At 25.2% G+C, this 23491-nt stretch carries 26 protein-coding genes, 8 tRNA genes and 2 rRNA genes; 10 read left to right on the forward strand and 26 right to left on the reverse strand.

What is annotated here, in order from left to right:
* The 16 genes from KQ876_RS02635 to KQ876_RS02710 form a co-directional block, all read right to left on the reverse strand.
* Positions 1-77: ribosomal RNA gene (locus KQ876_RS02635) — 16S ribosomal RNA — on the reverse strand; the annotation flags it as partial.
* A 224-nt stretch (positions 78-301) separates the two neighbouring features.
* A complete protein-coding gene (gene rpmB / locus KQ876_RS02640) occupies positions 302-493 on the reverse strand; it encodes a 50S ribosomal protein L28 (RefSeq protein WP_205852270.1) in 192 nt (63 codons plus the stop codon).
* A gap of 51 nt (positions 494-544) precedes the next feature.
* The gene (gene rpsO, locus KQ876_RS02645; RefSeq protein ID WP_205852269.1) at positions 545-811 is read right to left on the reverse strand and encodes a 30S ribosomal protein S15; all 267 of its coding nucleotides are present in this window, start codon (positions 809-811) and stop codon (positions 545-547) included.
* Between the two features lie 122 nt (positions 812-933).
* A complete protein-coding gene (locus KQ876_RS02650; RefSeq protein WP_205852268.1) occupies positions 934-1803 on the reverse strand; it encodes an FAD synthase in 870 nt (289 codons plus the stop codon).
* A gap of 2 nt (positions 1804-1805) precedes the next feature.
* Positions 1806-2630, reverse strand: a complete 825-nt coding sequence (locus KQ876_RS02655) for a YcsE-related riboflavin metabolism phosphatase (RefSeq protein ID WP_241006976.1) — start codon at positions 2628-2630, stop codon at positions 1806-1808.
* Complete coding sequence (locus KQ876_RS02660) at positions 2621-3433, reverse strand: tRNA pseudouridine(55) synthase TruB (RefSeq protein WP_205852693.1); 813 nt, start codon at positions 3431-3433, stop codon at positions 2621-2623. Before KQ876_RS02660 ends, KQ876_RS02655 begins: the two co-directional genes overlap by 10 nt.
* Before the next feature lie 75 nt (positions 3434-3508).
* Positions 3509-3742, reverse strand: a complete 234-nt coding sequence (locus KQ876_RS02665) for a phosphopantetheine-binding protein (protein ID WP_308699364.1) — start codon at positions 3740-3742, stop codon at positions 3509-3511.
* Positions 3743-3758: 16 nt separating this feature from the next.
* The gene (locus tag KQ876_RS02670) at positions 3759-4169 is read right to left on the reverse strand and encodes an MHO_1590 family protein (RefSeq protein ID WP_205852265.1); all 411 of its coding nucleotides are present in this window, start codon (positions 4167-4169) and stop codon (positions 3759-3761) included.
* On the reverse strand, positions 4144-5244 hold the full coding sequence (locus KQ876_RS02675; RefSeq protein WP_205852264.1) for a hypothetical protein: 1101 nt from the start codon (positions 5242-5244) through the stop codon (positions 4144-4146). Before KQ876_RS02675 ends, KQ876_RS02670 begins: the two co-directional genes overlap by 26 nt.
* Complete coding sequence (locus KQ876_RS02680) at positions 5213-5665, reverse strand: MG284/MPN403 family protein (RefSeq protein WP_216490160.1); 453 nt, start codon at positions 5663-5665, stop codon at positions 5213-5215. Before KQ876_RS02680 ends, KQ876_RS02675 begins: the two co-directional genes overlap by 32 nt.
* Positions 5666-5791: 126 nt before the next feature.
* Complete coding sequence (gene proS, locus KQ876_RS02685; protein WP_205852262.1) at positions 5792-7240, reverse strand: proline--tRNA ligase; 1449 nt, start codon at positions 7238-7240, stop codon at positions 5792-5794.
* A 97-nt stretch (positions 7241-7337) separates the two neighbouring features.
* Positions 7338-7412: transfer RNA gene (locus KQ876_RS02690), tRNA-Gln, on the reverse strand.
* Between the two features lie 5 nt (positions 7413-7417).
* A tRNA-Tyr gene (locus tag KQ876_RS02695) sits at positions 7418-7501 on the reverse strand.
* A 129-nt stretch (positions 7502-7630) separates the two neighbouring features.
* Entirely contained in the window at positions 7631-9064 is a 1434-nt protein-coding gene (gene pyk, locus KQ876_RS02700; protein ID WP_205852261.1) for a pyruvate kinase, read from the reverse strand.
* Between the two features lie 136 nt (positions 9065-9200).
* Complete coding sequence (locus KQ876_RS02705) at positions 9201-9890, reverse strand: 16S rRNA (uracil(1498)-N(3))-methyltransferase (RefSeq protein ID WP_205852260.1); 690 nt, start codon at positions 9888-9890, stop codon at positions 9201-9203.
* Positions 9890-11512 carry an ABC-F family ATP-binding cassette domain-containing protein gene (locus KQ876_RS02710; RefSeq protein ID WP_205852259.1) on the reverse strand — a complete coding sequence of 541 codons (1623 nt, stop codon included), beginning with the start codon at positions 11510-11512 and terminating at the stop codon, positions 9890-9892. The genes KQ876_RS02705 and KQ876_RS02710 overlap by 1 nt, the downstream gene beginning before the upstream one ends.
* A 136-nt stretch (positions 11513-11648) precedes the next feature.
* On the opposite strand from KQ876_RS02710, the gene rrf reads away from it, so the two are divergent.
* The 3 genes from rrf to KQ876_RS02725 all read left to right on the forward strand — a co-directional run bounded on the left by rrf (position 11649) and on the right by KQ876_RS02725 (position 12925).
* Positions 11649-11754, forward strand: a 5S ribosomal RNA gene (rrf, locus tag KQ876_RS02715).
* 128 nt (positions 11755-11882) lie between these two features.
* Complete coding sequence (locus tag KQ876_RS02720; RefSeq protein ID WP_205852258.1) at positions 11883-12194, forward strand: co-chaperone YbbN; 312 nt, start codon at positions 11883-11885, stop codon at positions 12192-12194.
* A gap of 149 nt (positions 12195-12343) precedes the next feature.
* Positions 12344-12925 (forward strand): hypothetical protein, encoded by a 582-nt coding sequence (locus tag KQ876_RS02725; protein WP_205852257.1) that lies wholly within the window; start codon positions 12344-12346, stop codon positions 12923-12925.
* 81 nt (positions 12926-13006) lie between these two features.
* Here KQ876_RS02725 and KQ876_RS02730 read toward each other — a convergent pair.
* From KQ876_RS02730 to KQ876_RS02755, 6 genes are all read right to left on the reverse strand, one after another.
* Positions 13007-13082, reverse strand: a tRNA-Thr gene (locus tag KQ876_RS02730).
* 116 nt (positions 13083-13198) lie between these two features.
* Positions 13199-13283 (reverse strand) — tRNA-Leu (locus KQ876_RS02735).
* 45 nt (positions 13284-13328) lie between these two features.
* Positions 13329-13404, reverse strand: a tRNA-Thr gene (locus KQ876_RS02740).
* Positions 13405-13411: 7 nt separating this feature from the next.
* Positions 13412-13487, reverse strand: a tRNA-Val gene (locus KQ876_RS02745).
* A 4-nt stretch (positions 13488-13491) separates the two neighbouring features.
* Positions 13492-13567 (reverse strand) — tRNA-Glu (locus KQ876_RS02750).
* Positions 13568-13575: 8 nt separating this feature from the next.
* Positions 13576-13650 (reverse strand) — tRNA-Asn (locus KQ876_RS02755).
* A 223-nt stretch (positions 13651-13873) separates the two neighbouring features.
* On the opposite strand from KQ876_RS02755, the gene KQ876_RS02760 reads away from it, so the two are divergent.
* The gene (locus tag KQ876_RS02760; RefSeq protein WP_205852697.1) at positions 13874-14347 is read left to right on the forward strand and encodes a hypothetical protein; all 474 of its coding nucleotides are present in this window, start codon (positions 13874-13876) and stop codon (positions 14345-14347) included.
* Positions 14348-14368: 21 nt separating this feature from the next.
* Here KQ876_RS02760 and KQ876_RS02765 read toward each other — a convergent pair whose 3' ends face one another.
* The 4 genes from KQ876_RS02765 to KQ876_RS02780 all read right to left on the reverse strand — a co-directional run bounded on the left by KQ876_RS02765 (position 14369) and on the right by KQ876_RS02780 (position 17807).
* Positions 14369-14899, reverse strand: a complete 531-nt coding sequence (locus KQ876_RS02765) for a hypothetical protein (RefSeq protein WP_205852255.1) — start codon at positions 14897-14899, stop codon at positions 14369-14371.
* A gap of 101 nt (positions 14900-15000) precedes the next feature.
* Positions 15001-15501 carry a hypothetical protein gene (locus KQ876_RS02770; RefSeq protein WP_205852254.1) on the reverse strand — a complete coding sequence of 167 codons (501 nt, stop codon included), beginning with the start codon at positions 15499-15501 and terminating at the stop codon, positions 15001-15003.
* 1185 nt (positions 15502-16686) lie between these two features.
* Entirely contained in the window at positions 16687-17019 is a 333-nt protein-coding gene (locus tag KQ876_RS02775; protein ID WP_216490162.1) for a hypothetical protein, read from the reverse strand.
* Positions 17020-17465: 446 nt separating this feature from the next.
* A complete protein-coding gene (locus KQ876_RS02780; RefSeq protein WP_205852699.1) occupies positions 17466-17807 on the reverse strand; it encodes an HNH endonuclease domain-containing protein in 342 nt (113 codons plus the stop codon).
* 86 nt (positions 17808-17893) lie between these two features.
* Between KQ876_RS02780 and KQ876_RS02785 the strand changes: the two genes are divergently transcribed.
* The 6 genes from KQ876_RS02785 (at position 17894) to KQ876_RS02810 (ending at position 23394) form a co-directional block, all read left to right on the forward strand.
* Entirely contained in the window at positions 17894-18493 is a 600-nt protein-coding gene (locus KQ876_RS02785; protein WP_216490164.1) for a ribonuclease HII, read from the forward strand.
* A gap of 12 nt (positions 18494-18505) precedes the next feature.
* The gene (locus KQ876_RS02790; protein WP_216490167.1) at positions 18506-19303 is read left to right on the forward strand and encodes a C1 family peptidase; all 798 of its coding nucleotides are present in this window, start codon (positions 18506-18508) and stop codon (positions 19301-19303) included.
* Positions 19258-20598: a lectin like domain-containing protein gene (locus KQ876_RS02795; protein ID WP_216490169.1), complete on the forward strand. Its 1341-nt coding sequence runs from the start codon at positions 19258-19260 to the stop codon at positions 20596-20598. Before KQ876_RS02790 ends, KQ876_RS02795 begins: the two co-directional genes overlap by 46 nt.
* Before the next feature lie 119 nt (positions 20599-20717).
* Positions 20718-21533, forward strand: a complete 816-nt coding sequence (locus KQ876_RS02800) for an energy-coupling factor transporter ATPase (RefSeq protein ID WP_205852248.1) — start codon at positions 20718-20720, stop codon at positions 21531-21533.
* Positions 21509-22459 carry an energy-coupling factor transporter ATPase gene (locus KQ876_RS02805; RefSeq protein ID WP_205852703.1) on the forward strand — a complete coding sequence of 317 codons (951 nt, stop codon included), beginning with the start codon at positions 21509-21511 and terminating at the stop codon, positions 22457-22459. Before KQ876_RS02800 ends, KQ876_RS02805 begins: the two co-directional genes overlap by 25 nt.
* On the forward strand, positions 22459-23394 hold the full coding sequence (locus KQ876_RS02810) for an energy-coupling factor transporter transmembrane protein EcfT (RefSeq protein WP_216490171.1): 936 nt from the start codon (positions 22459-22461) through the stop codon (positions 23392-23394). The genes KQ876_RS02805 and KQ876_RS02810 overlap by 1 nt, the downstream gene beginning before the upstream one ends.
* Positions 23395-23491 lie beyond the last annotated feature (97 nt).

Here is a 23491-nt window from a genome sequence, read left to right on the forward strand (position 1 = left end):
GAAGAACTCCGCTCGACATGCATGTATTAGGCACACAGCCAGCGTTCATCCTGAGCCAGGATCAAACTCTCGAAAAAATTGACTGTCATGTTTATTGTATATATCTAGTTTTCAAAGAACTTCTATTTAACTATCTTAATAATTGATAGCCAAATTATTATAACACATTTTATTAATAACAAAAAGTTATTTTTTATTTTTTTTGATTTATTTTTTTAAACATCTCAAAATTAAATGCGTTAATATAATTATAAACTATATAAAAAAATAAAAAAATGCTTTTTTGCATTTTTTTATTTTTTTATAATAAACCTTTTGATTTTAAAGTTTTTAAAGTTTTTGCTGAAACTCTCAATGACATTCTCTGTCCATCGATAGTAACTCTCACCTTTTGTAAATTAACATTAAATTTTCTCTTTGATGCATTCAAAGCATGTGAACGTTTGTTTCCTGATTGTGGACCAACACCTGATATTTGACATTTTCTTGCCATATTATTAAACCTCTTAGTTATTTTATAAACTTAAAATATAAATAATAAAAATTATTTACGAATTTTTAATAAATCAGTTACTTTGTTGTATTCGTTTAAATCAGATGCTTTTAAATGTTTTAATAAAACTTTACGTTGAGAAATTTTTGCTAAGAAACCTCTACGTGAGTGGTTATCTTTTGGATTATTTGAAAAATGTGGTTTTAATTTTTCAATATCTTCTGTTAAAATAGCGATTTGGACAGATACATTACCTGTATCTTTTGCATTTTTACCGAATTGTGAGACTAATTCAGCTTTTCTTGTTTTTGAAACCATAATTCTCCTTAAATAAATAAAATTATGTTTTAACCAAGCATAATTTTTAAAATTTAAATTAAACCTAGTTAAAATTTGTGTTTTGCATACTTTTGAAATGCTTACGAATTATAACATAAAAATTATTTTTTATAATTAGAATATTTATTTAGAAAATAATTTTTAGTTTCTAAAAGATCATCTTCAAAAACTTTGTCCATATTTTTATCTGATATTTTTCTAATCTTACTTAAAACCTCAACAAAAACCTCTTTATTATAAAATAAATTCAATTCTAAGTTTTCTTTAAAGTCTAAAATAAATAATTTATATTCTTTTTTATAATCTACGTATAGACAAGTGAAAAAAACTAAATCATTTATGTGCATAAAAGACGAGTATATCCCCGATTCCATCTTCATCAAATGCAATGGTAAATCTAGTACTAAATCTTCTTTTAACGTAGCATTGAAAACATAATTAGAAACTAATAATTCATTAACCAAATCAATATCTCCAAATTTTAATGACTCTTTTATCATACTTGAACTAATTTTAGTATTTAATAATTTAAAAATTTCAACATTTTTTATTTCAACATTTTTTAAATAAAAAGGTATATCAGATAATTTATATTGTGCGTTTTGACCAAATTTAAAGTCGCTACCAGCAATAAAAGTTACCTTTTTATTTTGAACTATTTTTTTTATAAATTCAATTCCGTCCAAATTTTTTATCTCTGAAAAATTTAATTCAATGATTGAATCGAAATCTAATTCCGAAATAGAAAAATATTTAGATTTATTTGTGTAAAAAATATCACTATGAAATAAATTTTTTGTGTCTAAGTTACTAAAATTAATTAATATTTTTCTTCCTTCGTATTTTATTAATTCTTTATAAAGTTGATAATGTCCTAAATGAAAAGATTCAAAGGCTCCGATTAGAAAAGTGTCATTATCTTTTGTTTCAAAATTATTTAAGTTATAAACAAGCAAATCGCTATTTTTCAATTTTAAATCAATTTCAATTCTTTTAATTTTAAATAAACACCATCATAAACGGAATCTAACGCAATATCATTAGCAACGGCTTTAATTTTTTCTCCGGCTCTTTGCATTGCCACCCCATAATATGCATCTCTAATCATTTCAAAATCATTTGAACTATCACCAAAACTAATTAAATTATCATAACTTAATTCTAATTTATTAAGTAAAAAATTTAAAGTAGTACTTTTATTAACTGATAAAGGATTTATAAAAAAACCTTTAGATCAACGCGATGATATTTCCATATCTAAATTATTTTTAGTTATAAATTCCTTAAATTCTTCATATAATTCTCTTAAATTTTCTGTTGAAGTTATTGTAATTAAGTATAAATCTTCATCTCCTATTAAATCAGGATCGAAGGCGTGATAATTTTGAACGAACGGTTTAATAAATCAAGTATTTAAATTCATATCTTTCGAATTATAAATTTTATCAAAATCACTAACCGCAAAACCTCTAACCTTTTCCCCAAACTCATTATATAACTTAATAACTTGGTCACGTTTTAATGTATTTTTAAAAATAAATTTTTTATTTTGAACATCCCATATGAACGCACCGTTAGCACCCATAAAATAATCTACTGGGTATAATTGTTCTAAAAAATCGCCTATTGTAGCAAACTCTCTAGCAGTAGAAATGACGGTTTTAATACCTTTCTTATTTAAGTTGCTAAAAATAGATTTTGTATTCTCCGAAAACTTTGTATATCCATTTGGTAAAAGTGTTTCATCAACATCAAAAGCAGCTAATTTAATTATTTCTTCTAATTTTTTTATTTCCATAATAACCTTTCCTTAAAAACTTTTTTAGGGTAAAAAAAATTATCTTTAATTTTACCTACACAACAAACATCATTATTAATATTTTTAATAAAGAAAACATTTTCATCTTTTTTTGAAATTCTAAAACTTTGACCATTAAATACTTTTATATAAATTTCCTCTGTTAAAGAAATAGAATTTATATCAAAAAGCAAATCAAAACTTATTTTTTCATACTTTTGAATTTCTAAATTATCTAATAATATTTTACCAACTCCAATTCTTTTTAACGAAGTCATAACACTAGAGTTATTTAACTCTAAAGATATATCATATAACAAAGTTCTTATATAAGTTCCTTCAGAAACATTAAACATAATTTCGTATTCTTGTTTATCATAATCAAAACTAATTAATTCATATTCTAGTACTTTAATTTTTTGAGGTTTTAATTCAAACTCTTTTCCTTCTCTTGCTAGCTTGTAAGCATGTTGTCCATTTATTTTTTTAGAACTAAATTTAGGTGGAATTTGGGATTGTCTTTTTGATACTGTCTCAATAGCTTTTTTAAGTTCTTCTAATTTTATTTTTGGAAAATTATAGCTTCTAAGTTCTCCATCAATATCTAAAGTATCAGAACCTAAATTAAACTTGGAATTTGCAATATAAATTTTATTTTTATGATTGATGTATTCTAACAATTTAGTATCATAATCAGTCGCAACTATTACTAATCCAGAAGCTAAAGGATCTAAAATTCCGGTATGTCCTATTTTTTTTGTTAAGAGAACTTTAGATAAACCTCTAACACTTTTATTTGTCATAGTGCCAGTTGATTTATGGTATTTATAAAACATAGAATAAAAAGTGAGCTATTCTAATCATAAAATTAAAATAGCTTACTTTTCACCAACCTTTTTTGAAACTAATTCTAGTACATCTTTTACTTTTTCAATATTTAAAATTTCCTCATCAGAAATTACAATTCCATATTTTTCCTCTAGATTAATAATTACTTCTGCTAAGTCCAAAGAATCAATATTAATATCTTTTATATACGCATCATAATTAACTTTTTTCTTAGATAAGCGTTCTATTTGACTCATAATTCATTTTTCATAATCTAAACTCATATTTTAATTATATCAATTAAATTTTAATTTCGTATACTTTGTGATATTTTTCTTTTTTATAATTAACTTCAATATAAACTTCTATTTCTTTATCACTTCTTTGTACAAAATCAAAATCCAACTGTGCATCGCTAATATTTGAATTTAGTATTAAATTATATATTAAATTTCTGACTATTTCTTGATCTATGTAATCTTCTCCAAATTCATTTTTTTTAATAAAATTAACTAATGATTTTTTATCGATATCCGGGAAAATAAATGAATTTTTTACGCTAAAATTATCATTTTCTCCTTTTGGAATATTATTTTTTAAATTGTTTTTTTGCTCTATTATTTTTAAATAACCATAATATGATAATCCTGCTACAAAACTAGCAATTATAGCAAAAGCTAATAATTTATAAATCGATTTGATATTCTTCATTTTTCTTTAAAAAATAACTAATATCATTTTCATTTTTTAAATTATAAAAATCTCTAAATGAAACAGTATACTTTATTTTATTCAAAAAAACTCTTTGATCTGTTATGTCATTTATTTCAAATTTTTTTGCTTTTCTTTCTTCTAGATTATTATCAAAATTAATTTCTTTCAAAATTTTAAAATTACCAAAAGTCGTTTCTAATTCAAATATAAAAATCAATTTACCACTGTAATTTTTAGGTATAACTATTTTTTTATTACTATTTTCGCCTAAAGATTTAATATATCTTTTTTCATCGGGTAAATATTTAATATATTCATCTATATAAAAATCAATTAAATCAAATTTATTTTCATTATTTTGTAATATTTTACGTATACCTTTTAATTTTATTTTTTCATTTTCTAATCCTAAACCGTTAATATTTAAGTTAATTTTCCTTACATTAAAATCCAAGGAAGTTATTTTATATGATTTTAAATTTATTGAATTTGCATCGAAAGTTATAAATAAGTTTAAAACATTAAAAATTGGTATAGCACACTTTAAATTCTCAAGATTAAAGATTAAATTTCAATATTTTTTATAATTTAACACTTGGTTATTTTTTATTCTAAAAATAGAAGAATAATGTATTTTTAATAAATTAGTTTTATTCTCCATTTTAAAAATTTCAACATTATCATTTAAATATCTATTAAACTCGACACTTTCAACAATCTTGCTTGTTTTTTTAGATTTAATTATAATTTTAAAATTATTAACTTCTTCTGCTTTCGACTTATTAAGAGATGAAATGTTTGCAATAAAATTTGAATTATTCGAACTTAATTTTTTTGTTCCTTTATATCATAACTCGATAACTCATTCTTTATAAACTTTATTGCTGAAGAAATCACAAAATAAATATAAATCATTGTTATTTTTATAATTAAAAATTTCAATTTGATAATCCAAATTAATTGATTCTTTATAAACACGTCTATCAATTCTAAAGTTATTGTATTCATATACTAATTGTTTATTAATTGAATTAATGTCATTAGTTGAATATTCCTGTATAGTATGAAACAAATTCCTTTACCGCCTCACGTTTAACTTTATAAAAAGTAGTTTTGGAAAAATGTTGTTCATATCACAACGTATTATCCATTGTGTTTTTATCTAAATAACATTTTTCAAGTATTCACGAATGCTTATGTGTCATATTATCTAAAATCATTCTTACAATGCTATTTTTCCCTTCAGCCATCTTAAGCAATCATTCTTTTTGTTTTTCATTTATTTTTTTATGATAAAACCTTTCTTTAAAAGTTTCTCCCATTAACTTTCTTTTAAATATTTCTCTAAATTTTCAATGGGTTTTAAAGATCATTTCGACAAGTTTATGCTCATAAACATAAAGTTCTTTGTCATTTTCGACTTCCTTAATTAAATCTTGTAACCTCAATTCTTCTAAAGCTTTTGTTTCTACATCTGCATTTAATTCGTTCATTTTCAAATACCCCTCCCACTTTATTTATATAAATTTTTTTGGAAATTTGTCAAAAATGAACTAAAAAAGGAAAAAAGTCGCCTCTTTCCCCTTTTATTTTTATAAAATATGAAATTTTTTTCAGTTTTAGTATGCTTTTGCAAATACAACATACCTATTAGTAGACTTATCGCAACCATCAAAAAAACACTTACTATCTTTGTTAGGTTTTTTGAACGACTTAATAGGTATACATCTCGCTGTTGCACCCGTCTCTTCTTTAATCTTACCCTCAACATAGTCGTCACAACAAAATGGAGCAACTAAAAATTTATTTTCTTTAATTTTCTCTTTAAAGTCGTCATAGTTATATACATATTCAGTATTTTCTTCTAATCTTTTTTGTGCTGAATCATACAAATTATTATGGATATTATCAAGTAATATTGGTATTAACTCTTTTAGTTTTTCTATTTCAACTAATTGTTTTTCTAAAGTATCTCTACGTACTACTAGGACTTTATTTTCTGCTAAGTCTCTAGGACCTACCTCAATCCGTATCGGAACACCTTGTATTTCACTATTCGAAGCTTTAAATCCAGGGTTTTTATCTGATGAATCTAAACGTACTCTAAATTTTCTTCCGATTTTACTCTTAATTTCTTTAGCAATTTGATGAACTTTAGGATCTTTTTTCGCAAATAATTCAAGAATATCAACTTGAATAGGTGCAACTTTAGGAGGTATTATTACACCTCTATTATCACCATGTGTCATAATTATAGCACCTAATAAACGCGTAGTCACTCCTCATGAAGTCTGATAAACATATTCTTCTTTGTTGTCTTTATTTTTAAATTTAATCCCGTATGGCTTAGAAAAGTTTTGGTTTAAGTAATGACTTGTACCAGATTGTAAAGCTTTACCATCCTTCATCATAGCCTCTATAGTATAAGTAGAACACGCACCAGCAAATTTTTCCCTTGGGGTTTTTTTACCTACTATTGTTGGGATAGCTAAATAATTTTTCAAAAATTTTGCGTATGTAGAAATCATTTCTCTTGTTAATTTACGTGCTTCTCATGCGTTATCATGGCATGTATGACCTTCTTGTCATAAAAATTCTCTTGTACGTAAAAAAGGATTTGTGGTTTTTTCTCATCTCAAAACATTTGCTCATTGATTGTAAACAATAGGTAAATCGTTATAAGAATTAATTGTTTTTTTAAACAAATCAGCAAATAAAACTTCCGAAGTAGGTCTAATAAATAATTTTTCGCTTAACTCTTTGTCTCCTACTTTTGTAACTGTAGCTAACTCAGGGTTAAAACCTTCAATATGTTCTTTTTCAAGTTGAAATAAATTTTCTGGAATCAAAAGAGGCAAATAAACATTTTGAATTCCTTTTGATTTAAATATGTCGTTTAATTCTTTTTGTATTAATTCTCAAATACCATAAGAATTTGGTTTATAAATAATAGAACCTTTAGTTGGTCCATACGCTATAAGATCTCCGTTTTTCACAACATCTGTATATCATTTTGCAAAATCCAACTCCATTGGAGTAATTTTATCTATTTGTTTTTCTTTATTCATATTAACTTAATTATATAACAAAAAAATATTTAGAAAAATGCAAATAAGTAATTTTTAGGGCAAAAAAGTATAAAAAAACACTCTTTTTAGAGTGATATGGCTGTCCCAGTTAGATTCGAACTAACGCATGTCGGAACCAAAACCCGATGCCTTACCGCTTGGCTATGGGACAATAAATGGTGGGGGGAGAGGGATTCGAACCCCCGAATCCTAAGAAAGTGGGTTACAGCCACCCGCATTTGGCCGCTTTGCTATCCCCCCATTTAATTTTGCTTATATATTATAGCATATAAAATCTTTAAATCAAAAAAAATTATTTATTTTTTAAATTTTTAACTTGCAAAATTAAACAAAAAAGTGCCTAAGCACTTTAATTTATTATATTATATATTATTTAACTTCGTGTTCTGTAAATCTTTCATTTTCAACAACTAAGTATTTATCACCTTTTTGAATTCCATATGGTCTTAAGGCTTCTTCAGCTAATGAATTATCAGCTTTAACTTTATCGAATAGATCTAACGAATCAACTGAAACAAATACACCAGAGTATGCTCCGAATCCATTAATTAATTTATCGTTATTTAAAACACCAATTGTAATTGTATTAGGTCTAAATTTAGAAACATGTTTTAATAATTCACCTGTTCTTGATAAAACAACCGCAAATTTATAATCACCATCTTTTGCTTTTTTAGCAATTTCATAAGCTATTTTTGTTCTTTTGTCTGATTGATTTGAATTTGCTCAAACTTTTTCAAGTTGTCTTTCATAGTAATTTCTTGAGTAAAATTCTTTTTCAGCACGTTTTGAAATAGCTGTCATTGTTTTAACCGCTTCAAGAGGGAATGAACCGTTTGCACTTTCACCTGATAACATTGTAGAATCAGCACCTAATTCAACTGCATAATAAACGTCAGTTACTTCTGCACGTGTTGGATGTGGTGTATTTTCCATTGAATCTAACATTTGTGTAGCGACAATAACTGGTTTACCAGCTTCACGAGCTTTTCTAATCATATTTTTTTGGTGGTAAGGAACATCGTAGTAAGGAATTTCTAAACCTAAATCACCACGAGCTACCATAATCCCATCTGATGCTTCAATAATTTCATCGATATTTACACATCCTAAATGTGATTCAATTTTAGAAATAATTTGAATATGTGATCCACCATTTTCTTTTAATAATTGTCTTAATTCATTTACATTTCTAGCTGAGTTAACAAAAGAAGCTGCAACATAATTAATACCTTGAGTAATACCAAATTTAATATCATTAATGTCTTTTTCTGCTAAGAAAGGAAGTGAGAAATCTACACCTGGTAAGTTAACACGTTTATTTGTTTTTACTTTATGTGTGTTTTCTGCTTTAACTTTCACATACCCTTCACCAACTTCTGTAACTACTGTTGATAATTTACCATCATCAATTAAAACTTGGTTACCAACAACTAAATCTCTAGCCATGTCATATGCGACTGTAATTTCTGTTGGTGTTCCTTCAAAGTTAAGGTATTTATCTTGTGTTGTATGAATTAAAACTGTAGATCCAGCAACAATAACTTGAGCACCATCTTTCATTTTTCCTACACGAATTTCAGGTCCCTTTGTATCTAACATTAATGAAACCGGAATTCTAAGTTCTTTTGAAAGTTCTTTAGCTATTTTAAATTTATTAGCTTGTTCTTCGTGAGAACCATGACTAAAGTTAGCTCTAATTGTTGTTACACCATTTTCAATCAATGTACGTAATGTGTCAATATTATCACTTGAAGGTCCGATAGTAGCAACTAATTTAGTTCTTTTATCTGTAATTTTCATTTAATTTTCTCCTAATTATGATTTGATTATTTTATATTCATTATTTTACCAAAAAAATGTTTTTATGATAATGTTTTTAAGTCATATTTAAAAAAATTCTTGATATGTTAAGTTTATACACAATAACTTAACTATATTAAGAATTTTTTATTTTTGAGAGCATATATATTGCCGCTGTTTCTGCTCTTAATATCCTTTTACCTAAAGATACTAAATTAACATTTTTATTGTCTAAAACTAATTTATCTAATTCTAAATTTGAAAATCCACCTTCAGGACCTACAACAAAATAAACATTTTTTTCGATTTCGCTTGGAATTTGGTTATTTTCTGAGTTAATTTTTTCGTGAGCTATATATATTTTATAATCTTTTTTAAAATCAATATTAGATAGCTTTGTCAACTCCCCCAATGTTGGAATTTGATTTCTAAAAGACTGTTCAGCTGCATTTTTTAAGATTTCCTCAAAGCGTTGGCGTTTTTTTTCAAACTTATTGAATGAATATAATTCACCATTAGTATGTTCTGTTATTAAAGGGATTATTTTTTTAACTCCCAATTCTGTACTTTTTTGTAAAAGCCATTCGAAACGATCGTATTTTATTAAACTCATTAATAAAATAATATCATTTTGTAATTCATGATTTTCATTAATCTCTTTTATAATATGAGCTTTATCAAAATCAACTAAGCATTCAAAAAAATTATTTTCATAAACGCAAATAATTTTTTTGCCATCTAGTCTTAAAACTTTAATATGTTTTTGAGCTTCTTTATCTAAAATAAAGTAATTATCTTCTTTTTTATTAACAAAAAAACGATTCATTAATTATCCTGCATCATAATTTCTTCATATTCTTCTAGAGTACCTCTAAATAAAAAACTTTTTGTTGCAGATTGTAACTCTAATATAACATCAGCACATTGATTAACGAAAGCTCTATTATAGGTAGTAAAAATTGCGCCACCTTTGTAATTTTGAACACCTTCAATTACCGAATCAATACTTTCGGTATCTAAGTGATCAAGAGGTTGATCTAGTATAATAAAATTTGATTCCAAAAGCATCATTCTAGAAAACATCAAGCGCGCTTTTTCTCCACCACTAGTTACATTAACTTTTTTGAATACTGAATCTGCGCTAAATAACATTCTACCTAAAAAACCACGCATTCTAGCATCATCATTTTCTTGATTTTCTTTTATTTTATTTAATAATGGTCATTTCGAGATTCACTCTAAAATATTTTCTTCAGTATTAAAATATTTTGCATTATCATTAGGAAAATAACTAGGTGTAATTGTTTGTCCTCACTCAACGGTGCCTGAAGTAGCTTCACGCTCACCAAAAATTATTTCAAGTAATCTTGTTTTTGCGATATCATCATCACCAACAATTACCATTTTTTCACCTGGTCTTAATGTAAACGAAACATTTTCAAAAAGTGTTTGTCCCAAATCATTTTTATATGTTAAATTTTCAACATTTAAAATTTGTTTTCCGTGATCACGATTCATATCTCAACGAATATATGGATATTTACGATTGGAAGGTTTAATCTCATCTAAAGAAATTTTTTCTAAAGCTTTTTTTCTTGAGGTTGCTTGTTTTGATTTTGAAGCATTTGCACTAAAACGAGCAATGAAATCTTTAAGTTTTTCTATTTGAGCTTCTTTTTTAAGATTACTTTGCTTCATCATCTCACGCGCTAGTTCTGATGATTGTTTTCAAAAACTGTAATTACCTGTATAAATTTTTGCTTCGTTATAATCAATATCAACTATATGTGTACAAATTGAATCTAGAAAATCGCTATCGTGACTAACAACAATAACAACATTAGGATAATCGATCAAGAAGTTTTCTAATCATTTAATTGAACGTAAATCAAGATGGTTAGTTGGTTCATCCATGATCAAAATATCAGGATTTCCAAATAACGCTTTTGCTAATAAAACTTTAATTTTTTGATTAGCGGTTAATTCGCTCATATTAACATTTCACTTATCTTTAGGTATAGATAAATTACTTAGCAATTCTTGCGCATCGTTTTCAGCGGTTCATCCGCCCAACTCACCATATTTATCTTCCAATTCTCCGGCTCTTGTGTAATCTTCCATTGTTGCGTCTGGATTTGCGTAAATAGCATTTTTTTCTTGTAAAACATCATATAAATCAGTGTTACCCATAATAACTACATCGGTAACATTCATGTGATCATACGCATTATGGTCTTGAGAAAGAACAGAAATACGTTTATTTTTTTCAACTAATATCTGTCCACTTGTAGCTTCAATTTGACCTGATAATATTTTTAAAAATGTTGACTTACCAGCACCATTTGCTCCTATAATTCCATATGTATTACCCTCTGTAAATTTTAAATTAACATTCTCAAATAATTTTTTATCACTAAAAATTTTACTAATATTTTGTACTTCAATCATGTTTTCTCCTTATTTGTTCTTGATCTAATAATATAAATTATATAGCAATTTTATTTTTGTTCTTTTACAAACTAAAAAATATTTTAAAAAAAAATAAAAAAAATTTTTTGTTTTTAAATTTATAGTGTATACTATTATCAGTAGCAATAGCAAGAGGGTCCACCTGATACCATTCCGAACTCAGTAGTTAAGCCTCTTTACGCCGACGATAGCCACTTGGTGAAAATAGGGAGCTGCTTTTTTTATATCTTTTTTTAAATAAAAAAATATAAAAAAACCTTTTTTCGTCATTTTTTAATATAAAAATAAACTTTTTAACTTTATTTATTAAATGATATAATTATTAATATTTAAAAATTAAGGAGGCGATATGCTAAAAGAAGCGAATAAAGAAATAATTTCTGAAGCATTAAAAAGCGAAAAAACAAAATTAGTTGTTTTTTACGCCGATTGATGCGGTCCATGTAGAATGTATAAAGGTTCTTTAGAACAATTAGATTCTAATGATAATGTTGAAGTTTTAAGAGTTAATATTGATCACAATAGAGAATTTGCACTCGAAAACGGAGTACAAGGAATCCCGTATACTAAAGTATTTAAAGGCGACAAAGAAGTGAAGGATTTCTCTGGTTATGTACCTTACGAAATTTTAAAAGAACAAGTAGCACCTTACATTAAATAACACATTAAATTAACATTGAAAATGTTAATTTTTTAATGTTTTTTGCTTAGTAATCATTTTTAATTTATTTAAAAAATATTAATTCAAAAAAATTAAAAGTAATATAATTTTTACTATTGATCAATATAAAATAAATATTTAAGGATAAAATGGATAAAGAAGAAGCAAAGAATAAAAAAACAGAAGAATTCAACGAGTATATAAGAGGGTTTGTAAATTTTTTAAAAGGTAAGTCCCTTAGATATCATCTTGATAATTTGTTCATTGAAATTGCTAGTTTTTTTAATGAAAATGCATGAGATATTAAAGCTAAAAAAGAATTATGTGATATAAAACTTTTGAATCAAAAAGATAATATCCCCATAGTCGGATGAAATGTTTTTACTGATAAAAAAGGTTATATTGTAGCTTTTAAAAACGAAAATTTGGGAACATTAAAAATTAGCTTAAATTGAATAAAAAAATTAGACGATCTTACTATAGCACAAAAAAATGAATTAATCCATTTCTTTAACGATGCTAAACAAAAATATGATGTAAACTGAGGTTATAGATATGATGCAGATGAAGAAGAACTGATCTTAGATAATCTTATGGTTGTATCTAACGTAGATGAAGCAATAAATAAAGCAAAAGATTTTGGCGGATATCAAATCTATGATTTAGAAAATGAAAAAGTTATTTCAGTTTCTGATTACGAAAAAGAGAATAATAAAAAGCAGAAAACTTAAATTTTCTGCTTTTTACTTATTTAAACCATGTCATACATACTAAAATAAGTATATTTATCCATCAAAAAGTGCATAAAAAAATGGTGCCGACAACTGGACTCGAACCAGCGACCCCTTCCTTACCATGGAAGTGCTCTACCTACTGAGCTATGACGGCACATCTAAATAAGGTCATTCAATACCTTAGTTTTTCTTTCTTGTTTGTCTTGTTTGTTATAAAGGTTAATAAAAATGTTTAAAAAATAATACTTTTTTTAAGTATTAATGTTCTAATGGTGCGCGAAGAGGGACTTGAACCCTCATGCCGTAAGGCACTAGAGCCTAAATCTAGCGTGTCTGCCAATTTCACCATCCGCGCATTGTGACTTAAAATACACAAATAATAAATAAAAAAAGCACACTATGGTGCCGTCTATAGGACTCGAACCTACGACCTACTGATTACAAGTCAGTTGCTCTACCAACTGAGCTAAGACGGCGCAATAATGGTGGAAGATAAGGGACTCGAACCCATGACATTCGCCTTGTAAGGGCGACGCTCTCCCAGCTGAGCTAATCTTCCAAAATGGCAGTCTGTACGGGGATCGAACCCGTGTATGCATGGATGAAAACCATGTGTGTTAACCGCTTCACCAACAGACCTTATAAAATGGCGCCGATTGCGGGGATCGAACCTGCGACCAACTGGTTAACAGCCAGCTGCTCTACCGCTGAGCTAAATCGGCATTTGTATTTGCGTAATATATTATAGCATATAAATATTTTTAACAATAAAAATAATATATTTTTTTGATTTAGTTTCCTAATTTGTTTTTAGGTAAAATTATTATACATACTTTTTTAAAAAATAAAAAAAATTTTTTAAATTTTAAAAGTGTTTAATAGATAAAGATTGCTCTAATGAAATTTAAATATAAAAAATATACTAAAAAATGTTTTAATTATATTATGGAATTATTAGAACTTAGAAAAGGTTTAACAAAACAAAATATAGAATTAATATACAAAACATTAAATCAACCTTTATTCAGTAAAAAGCAAATGGAACATTTCTTTTTACTGAATGTAATATTATTTTCAGAATATCAAAATAATACAAATTCAAAAGAAGCTCGCTTTAATTTTAATAAATTAGCGATTGGAGCTTGATATTTATACCAAAATGTCGTCGCACCTTGAAACGAAGATGAATTTAGAATTTATAGCAAAGAACAGTTAATTGAACTAATTCAAACAATGATTGATGTTTATGCGACATTCATAAGTCAAAATGATATTAAAATATTTTTTAGCGAAAAATATTTGGAATTTTATAACGTTTATTTTTCTGATATTAAAACATTGAAAGATTACTTAAACAAAATAGAAATATCAACAAAACAAGAATACAAATTGAATTACAACGGAAGTTTTGAAATTTAAAAAAGTTTAACATTTTGTGTGTTAAACTTTTTCTTCACTAATAAATTGTGCGGTTAGATCTAAATGAACAGGGCAAGTTAAAAATTGTTGGTCAGGGGTAAATTGAACATAAGCCACGTTATTACTATATTGGCGAACATATTCTTCTCCTGATAAAAATTTAATTTTCATTATCGGAACCGAAACTATAGATCTCTCTGTTTCGGTTAAATTAGTATTAATAATAGGAAAAACTTCTATGGTATGACCCATAACAATATTTTTTTTAATTATTTCTATTTCTTCCGGGAAGAAGAAATTTATTACTTTTTCATAATTATTATTTAGAAGTTCTAATTGATTTTCTTCAGAAAAATTTTTAAATTCTTGAATGTTATTAAGAAAAATAGGTTTAAAGTGATTGATAAATTTTTCTCTATCAAATAATTCGATTTGTGATTTTTTGTATTCATCTAAAAAAATATTAAATAATATGAGTTCATCACTTTCTCCAAATAAATATGTGTAATTAATATTACATTTAGCACAATGTGCAGTAACTTTTGAAGCCATTTTTACCTCTTTTCTATAATATAAATTATTATATCATTTTAGGTAAAAAATCATATAAACAGCTAAATAAAAACACAAATATAACAATTGTGTTCATATTATTAATTATTTTTGGTTTTAAAATTATTTTCTAATGCAAATAGAATGCTTTTATAAATGATATTATATATTTTTTCGTAATCTTTTTCATTAGAGTGGGTATTATCGCTTAATACCCAATAATTTGAACTACTAGTATCAACTTCATATATAAACTCTTTTATAGGTTTATTAGTTTTTTCGTAAATATTATTTCCTCCTAAAATAGACACTCTCTCAAATGAATTAATTTCAAAACTATTATTTAATTTACTTCCTAATAAAATACCCGAAACATAAATTCTATTTTTCGAATTATTTGTAGTATATGTGGAATTAGTGTTATTTAACAATCATTTATTGAATTTAAATTTAAGAAGCTTCGAAACACCAACATTTTGTTTTTGATTTAAATTTTCAGAATTTCCTTTTTGTATTGAACCTTCTATAATTCTATCTGTTAAAAAATCTAACCACTTTTCTCTTAAGGTTAAAAATTTATCTTTAAACTGCCAATCATTCATTTCTGTTATATGAAGATTATTTTCTTTAAAATTTGTATTATATATATTTCATTTGTTTTAGAAACTTTAAAACTTAAATAATAGAATAATTCAGAAAAAATAGAAATATTATTAAAACCACTTGTAAAAGAAAAAACTGCAGGATCTTTTTCTTTATAAACCAACAAAAACGAAGCATTAGCGTTTAGGGATTGTATTATTCTAGACTTTGATTTATAACTCCATTTTAGAAAAATAGATTCATTTAAATTTATTTTTATTAATTCGTGTTTTTTGAAGAATTAAAAAGATAACTACTTACAATATGATTATTTTTTACATAATTATCATCTTTAGAAAAATAAGTAAATTTAACAATATATTTATTTATATCTATGAAATTAAAGGATATTTCACTAATTTGCTAATTATATCCAACTTGCAAATCGTTTTAACTAATTTGAATTGTTATACCTTGCAAATCTATAAATTTTTCTAATTCTTTTTTGGTTCAATAATTTCTTTTTTATTGTTTAAACCATTAACTTTATTTTTAACACTTTCTTTTCTTGAATTTGGTCATTTTCTAAATTATTAATTTCCTTATCAATTTCGTATAATTTTTTTATATTATTTTCTATGTCTACCTTTTTATTTGAATTATCTTTAACATCAACATATAAATCAGAATCTAAAATTTTTTGTCTTAATTTTTCTTTTTTTAGTCTCTATTAACTTACTAATATCATCATTTTCTATTAAATAATTCTCTAATTCTTTTTCTAATTCATTCATTTTAAAAGAAACTTATTTTTTTCTTTAACAATTGATTCTAATTTTTTCTCGCACCTTAATTCGTTATTAAATTCAAAATGTTTTTCATCATCTAATATTTTAAAAATATCTTCAATAATTTTTGGTATATCGCTAATTTCGCTCGAAACTATTTTTTCAATAATTTCACTTTTAGTATTAGAATTTTTAATTATTTTAAATTCATCGGATACTTTTTTATATTTTATTAATTCACTTTCTAAATCTTTTAATTTATCAAAATTATTTAATATTTTGTCTTGTTTTTAATAAATTTATCTTTTAACAAATCAACTAGTGAATCAATTGTAACTTGATTTGTTTTTCTTTGTTCTCTGTTTTATTATTTTACTTTTTTATCTACCATATCAAAATCACTTATAATGATATTCTTTAATTCATTTTAAAATGATTCTTGCTATTTAACTCTTTAATTTCTTCAATCCTTTTATCAATTAATAAAATTGTATCTAAGGAATTTTTATAATTTAATAAATCTAACCCATTTTTTGCATTCAAAATCTCATTTTTTCTTGAAAAATTATCAATGTCATCTACTTCAATATTTACGTTTTTTAATATTGATTCTTTTTCTAAAATAGATAAAATTAAAGAATTAAATATTTTATCCTCCATATTTTTAAGATCTAATATTTGATTTTTATTTTTGTAAATTAGTTTTAATTTATTGAATTCAACCAAAATATTCTTGGTACATCATTTCATTTATTTATTATTTTTTTAACTTTTTTATAACTATTTTCATAAATCAAATTATTGTAATTTCAATTTAACATTATAGCTACGGAACTCGTAATAGACAGTGTTGTTGTATACTCGATACAATAAATAAAAAAATCCTCTTTTTGCTTTTAAACATTCTCTATCCTTAAAAAGCTAAAAGTCAAAAGAAAAATGTATACATAAATAAGTTTTGTAATAAATTTTATTACAAAACATAATAATGATATTTTAATATATTTAAAACAATTTAACTCTCTCTACATCTCTCTTTTAAACCGCTTAATATATTTTTATAATTATCAAACTACTAAAAAGTAGTGTTTTTTAGTTTTTCATATTTAGTAAACATTTATTTACCTTTTTAAAAAATTAGAAATAAATTATAAAAAAGTTGAAGAAAAAACTTGCGTTTTCAAAATTAGCAAGTTTTATTTTAATTTTGAAGGTGTCACTTGAGTTCATTCATTACTATTATTAGATTTTCTAAAAATTATATAATGATAATATCCTTCCTGTTTTGAACCGTTCTTTACTTGATAAGTATAGTCTCCGTCTGATCATGTATTATAGTCAGCTTTGTTTTCGTTTGATTTTCTATGACTAGGAATTACGTTTTCATAACTATTATCACGTTTTATGGATGAAGGCATAATATGTTCTTCAGTTCAATCGCCATCTTTTGTAATTTTTCTTCCGGCAAAATCAACTCCTTCATTTTTTGTACCAAAATAATTTCTTCATATTTTATTTCTTTGTTCTTGAGAAGTCATGTTACCTCCTTTCTTTTTTTAAATTATATATATATATATATATTCAAAGCAAAAAGATAAAAAATATAAGGTGGTAAAATATTGTTATGTTAGATTACGAAAAAAAATACGATAAAAATATTTTAATTGCTGGGTGTGACGAGGCTGGTAGAGGTTCATGGGCAGGACCATTAGTTGCCGCTTGTGTAATAATGAAAAGAAATTATAAGAATTCAGAAATAAATGATTCTAAAAAATTGAGCGACAAAAAAAGAAATAGGTTGTATCAAGAAATAATCGAAAATTCAATAGAATATCAAATAATAGTTAGATCAGTTGAAAATATAAACAATAGTAACCCAAAAAAAGAATCACAAATTGCAATGGAGTTAGCTATTAAAAATATGAGAACAAAGCCTGACGTAGTATTAACAGATTTTGAAAAAATAAACATTGATATTCCACAAGAAAACTTGGTTAAAGGAGATTCTGTTTCTTTTAATGTAGCAGCAGCATCTATACTTGCAAAAGTTTCCAGGGATAACTATATGATAAAACTTGATAGTGAATATCCTCAATATGATTTAAAAAATAATAAAGGTTATGGAACTAAATCACACTCAAAAGCTTTAATAATAAATGGAGTAGAACCAAAAATTCATAGAATTAAATATAAACCTATAGCTAAATTAATTAAAAATATTTAGAAAGAAAAAAATATGAAAATAAAAAATAAAATGTGAATAAAAACAATTTTTTTACCAATAGCATGTATTAGTTTAAACGCTTCTACTAATTTCGCTACGGAAGTGAAAAAAGATCAAGAGGAAGAAATAGTTAAACAACCAATCTTTGATTGAAGAAAAAATAAAAATAATTTCATTTTGTCCCCTGTTAGATACCAAATTTGAAATATTTGTTGAGCATATTCTGTAATAGGGGTAGCAGAAACTAATATTTTAAAAAATGGATTGTACGCTTCACCAAATACTTTAGATTTATCTGAAAATAATTTAGCATATATAACAAAAAATAGAGATAAATTTTCAGATCCTTTAAATAATACAAAATTTGACAACTATAGTACTAATTTTTGAAATAGTGGCGGTTCCACAAAAGATGCAGCTTATACTTTAATGCAATGACGCGGACTCGCAAAAGAAACAAATGAATTTCAAAAAAATAATTTTAATTTGCCTTTTTTTCCTGAGGAGTTTATACAAATAAATAATAATGATAGTAATTCAATAAAAAAATATGTGGTTAAAAATGGTGCAGTAGGTTTTAGTTTTATTGCTGGTGATGCAACAAAATATTATAACGCTAACGAAACGTATAATAACGTCAAGAGATATTGACACGCCGCTACAATAATTGGTTGAGATGATACTATACCAAGAGAAAAATTCGGTCCAAAAACCAAACAAAACGGGGCTTGAATTGTTAAAAATAGTTGAGGCACAAACTATATATGTATTTATCTTATGATTCAAAAATTAACAATACATTTACATTAAATTTTGCATCACCTGATAAATATAAAAATAACTATTATTTCGATGGATACTTAAAAAATATTTACAAGCCGGGTCAAAAAAGTGCAGCAGTTACATTTAAAGCAAAAAAAACATCTAACGAAAATATTGAACAATTAAAATCAATAAATGTTGGTTTTGAAGGAAAAAATGTCGATGTTAACGTAAAAGTATTTTTAAATAATGATGATTCTGAAATAAATCCGATTACTCTTAATTTAAATAAATCAAAACTAATAGCATCCAAAACAAAACATTTCGAGGATGGCGGACTTAGAATTATAGAATTAGATAAACCTATAGAGCTTGACAAAGGACAATATTTTTCAATAGTAGCAACAGTTAAAAATAATGATAATACTGCAGAAATTTTATTTTCTGATGAAGAATTTTCGAGTTTAGATTTTACATATATTAAAAAACAAAACAAGTGAATAAATAGCCAAAATATTTTTAATGGAGTAGCAAGAATAAAGGCTTTTACATCAGAATTGTATGATAAAAATAGTAATAGAATAAATGACAAAGACTTAAAGTATGCAGATGTAACCTTAGACAATGATTTTTATAAATATGGTCTAAATGATCCGAAAAATAAAATAAATATAAATGTTAAAATGGGTTCTAAAATTCTAAAAGAAAATCATGATTATAAAGTTAACTATGAGTTTGTGCCAAACGATAACGATCACTATTATAAAGACTATTCAAAAATTGGGTACGGAAAAATTAAAATAACTGGTTTAAATGAATTTTTAGGTAGTAGAACAAAAGTTTTCTACACGCCCCTAGTAGGACTATATCCTAAAATTCAAAATAAAGATTACCAAAATAACCCAAACGAATTTATTATAGAAGCAAACAACAAAATACAAAAAGCTTCTGAGATAAATTATGGGCAAGGGTGAGAAGTAGAAAGTGATTTTAAATTATCTAACGGAAATAATTTGGTTAATTTAGTCTATACTGCTAAAGACGCGAAATTTTATAGAAAAAATAACGCAATTGTCACAGTAAGAAAAAATATTAACACAGAAGAAAATAAATCGATTACAAATAATGAAGAAAATAAAAAAATAATTAAAGATAAATCTATTAACAAAAGTAATGTAAAACAAAAAATAGATAATATAAAAAATAATAGTCACTATGATAAAAAAGATGATAAAACTAATACAAAAATGATTTTAATTATTTTTATCCCAATATTAATATTTGTACTTTTTGTTTTTTGCGCATTGAGAATATTTATAAAAAAATTCAAAATAAAAAAATAGATATTTTTGAAAAAGATTACATAAGTAAAAATAAATTAAATATCTTTTTTATATATTTTAAGTATAAAATAAACTAAATAAAATTACAAAAAATAAGGTTTTTTAATAAAATATATATTATGATAGATGTAAAAAATATAGTTTTTAGTTATAAGCCAGGTATTTTAAAACCCGCATTAAATAATGTTTCATTTAGTATTAAAAAAGGTGAATATATAGCTATTTTAGGACACAACGGTAGTGGTAAGAGTACACTTTCAAAAGTGCTAGTGGCATTATTGAAACCACAAGAAGGTTCAATTTATATTGACGGAATAAAATATCACAGAAAAAACTTAAATGAAATTAGAAAAAAAATTGGAATTATTTTTCAGAACCCAGATAATCAATTTATTGGTTCTTCTGTGGAAGATGATATTGCATTTGGTTTGGAAAATAGACAAATCCCTAATAAAAATATGAAAGAAATAATTCATCATTATGCCGAAAAAGTTGGTATGATAGAACATTTGGAACGTGAACCAGAAAATTTGTCTGGTGGGCAAAAACAAAGAGTGGCTATAGCTTCAATTTTAGCACTCAATCCGGATGTTATTATTTTTGATGAAGTTACATCTATGTTAGATCCAAAAGGGAAAGATCAGGTTTTAGAAATAATTAAAGAAATAAGAGATAAAAAAGATAAAACTCTTATTTCAATAACACATAATATGGACGAAGCTATTTTAGCAGATCGTTGCTTAGTTTTTGCGAATGGAAAATTAATTGCTAATGGTGATCCAAAATCAATTTTAAAAGATAAAAAAATAATGGATATAGCAAAAATTGAATCTCCATTTATTTATCAAGTTAGTGAACAAATCAAAGAAATAGAACCTACATATAATGAAGAGGAGTTAATAGAAGAAATATGAAAATTGAAATCAAAAAAATAAGTCATATATTTGCTAAAAAAACTCCATGAGAATTTCAAGCATTAGATGATATAAGCGCAAAAATAGAGCAAGGTGAATATGTGGGTATAATTGGCTCTACCGGCTCAGGAAAAACCACTTTAATAGAACATTTAAATTTACTTTTAGAACCTACAGAAGGCGAAATAGAATGATTATTTGAAGATGATGTTCTAGACAAAAAAACAAAAGAAATTAATAAAACTTTGTCTACAATAAAATTTCCGAAAAATAAAAGGAATGAAAGTAAATTTAAAAAAATAATTCGTAGATTAAAACGCGAAAATAAAATAAAAAATATTAACAATTTGAGAAAGAAAATTGGAATAGTTTTTCAATTTGCTGAATATCAACTTTTTAAAAATACAATTGAAGAAGATATTGCGTTTGGACCAATTGCGTTTGGAGTTCCTAAGGAAGAAGCGCTCAAGAGAGCTGCAAAATGTTTAGAAATTGTTGGGTTACCCAAAGAATACCTTAAAAGAAGTCCGTTTGAGTTATCAGGAGGTCAAAAAAGACGTGTTGCGATTGCCGGAATTTTAGCAATTAATCCCGATTTTATGATTTTTGATGAACCAACTGCAGGTTTGGACCCTGTAGGAGTAAAAGATATTTTAGAAATAATTGAAGAAATTAATAAAAAGGGGCAAACAATTATAAATGTAACTCATGATCTTGATCATGTATTACAATATGCAAAAAGAGTTTTTTTATTAAATAAGGGTAAATTAATTAAAGATGGCGAACCATATAAAATATTAAGCGATATAAAATTACTAGAAGAAAATAATTTAAGACCTCCAAAACTTTTAAATTTTATTTTTAAATTAAAAGAAAGAGGTATTGATGTACCTGAAGTAAAATCCGTTAACGAATTAGTTGATTTTATTAATAACGGAGGTAGATAATGAAAAGTGTTTTTGGAAGATACATACCTGGCAATTCATTTTTATATAAGTTGGACCCGAGAATTAAATTATTAATAGCTCTTTTGTACATTATACTAGCATTCTTAATAAGTAATTTTATAGATATGTTTATCATTTTGGCACCTGCAATTATAGCTTATATTTATTCAACAAAAAAAATAAGACCATTAATTAAACTAATGAAATTACCTTTTTTCATATGTATAATAATTTTCTTTGTAAACATTTATACTATTAATTCTGAAATAGTAATTAAAGATGATTATTTTAAAGAATATTTTAAAGTTTTAGTCCAGACCAATAAGACTATCAATGGTGTTGATACAATAGTAAAATATGGATTGTCATTAAATAATTTAAATCGTGTTTTTGCACTATTTTTAAGAATTTATACAATGATTTTAATTACCACACTTTTAACAAATACCACTAGACCTATTTTGTTAAATAAATCAATTGAAGATTTAATGTGACCATTAAAGTTCTTATTCGTTCCAACTCACATTATAGCCACAATAATTTCTATTGCCCTTAGATTCATTCCTACACTTGTAGATGAAGCGGGAAGAATCATAAAGGCACAATCTTCTCGTGGAGTAGACTTCAAAAGAGGTAAATTTAAAGAAAAAATAATTGCCTTTACAACTTTAATAATCCCTTTATTTGTTTCTTCATTCCAAAAGGCAGATGATTTATCCAATTCAATGGAAACAAGAGGTTATGATCCATACGAAAAAAGAACAAAATATAGACAAATAAAACCCAGAGTTATTGATATTATGCTATTTATAGTAATATTGCTAGTTTTCTCCTTTTTAATTCTTAATTACTTAAACCTAAGCAAAGGTATTGACATAAATATCTATGATTTAAGAAATGTTAATATATATAAATATATAAGAATAGTGGGTTAAAATATGCGTTCTAAAATGCATATTTTTTTATTATTTTAATAAAAAACGAAATAATTTTAAATAACATTATAGTATAATTTATAAAGAAATTGAGGTT

This window comes from Mycoplasma sp. CSL7491-lung, from assembly GCF_018913965.1.
GTDB lineage: Bacteria > Bacillota_I > Bacilli_A > Mycoplasmatales > Metamycoplasmataceae > Mycoplasmopsis.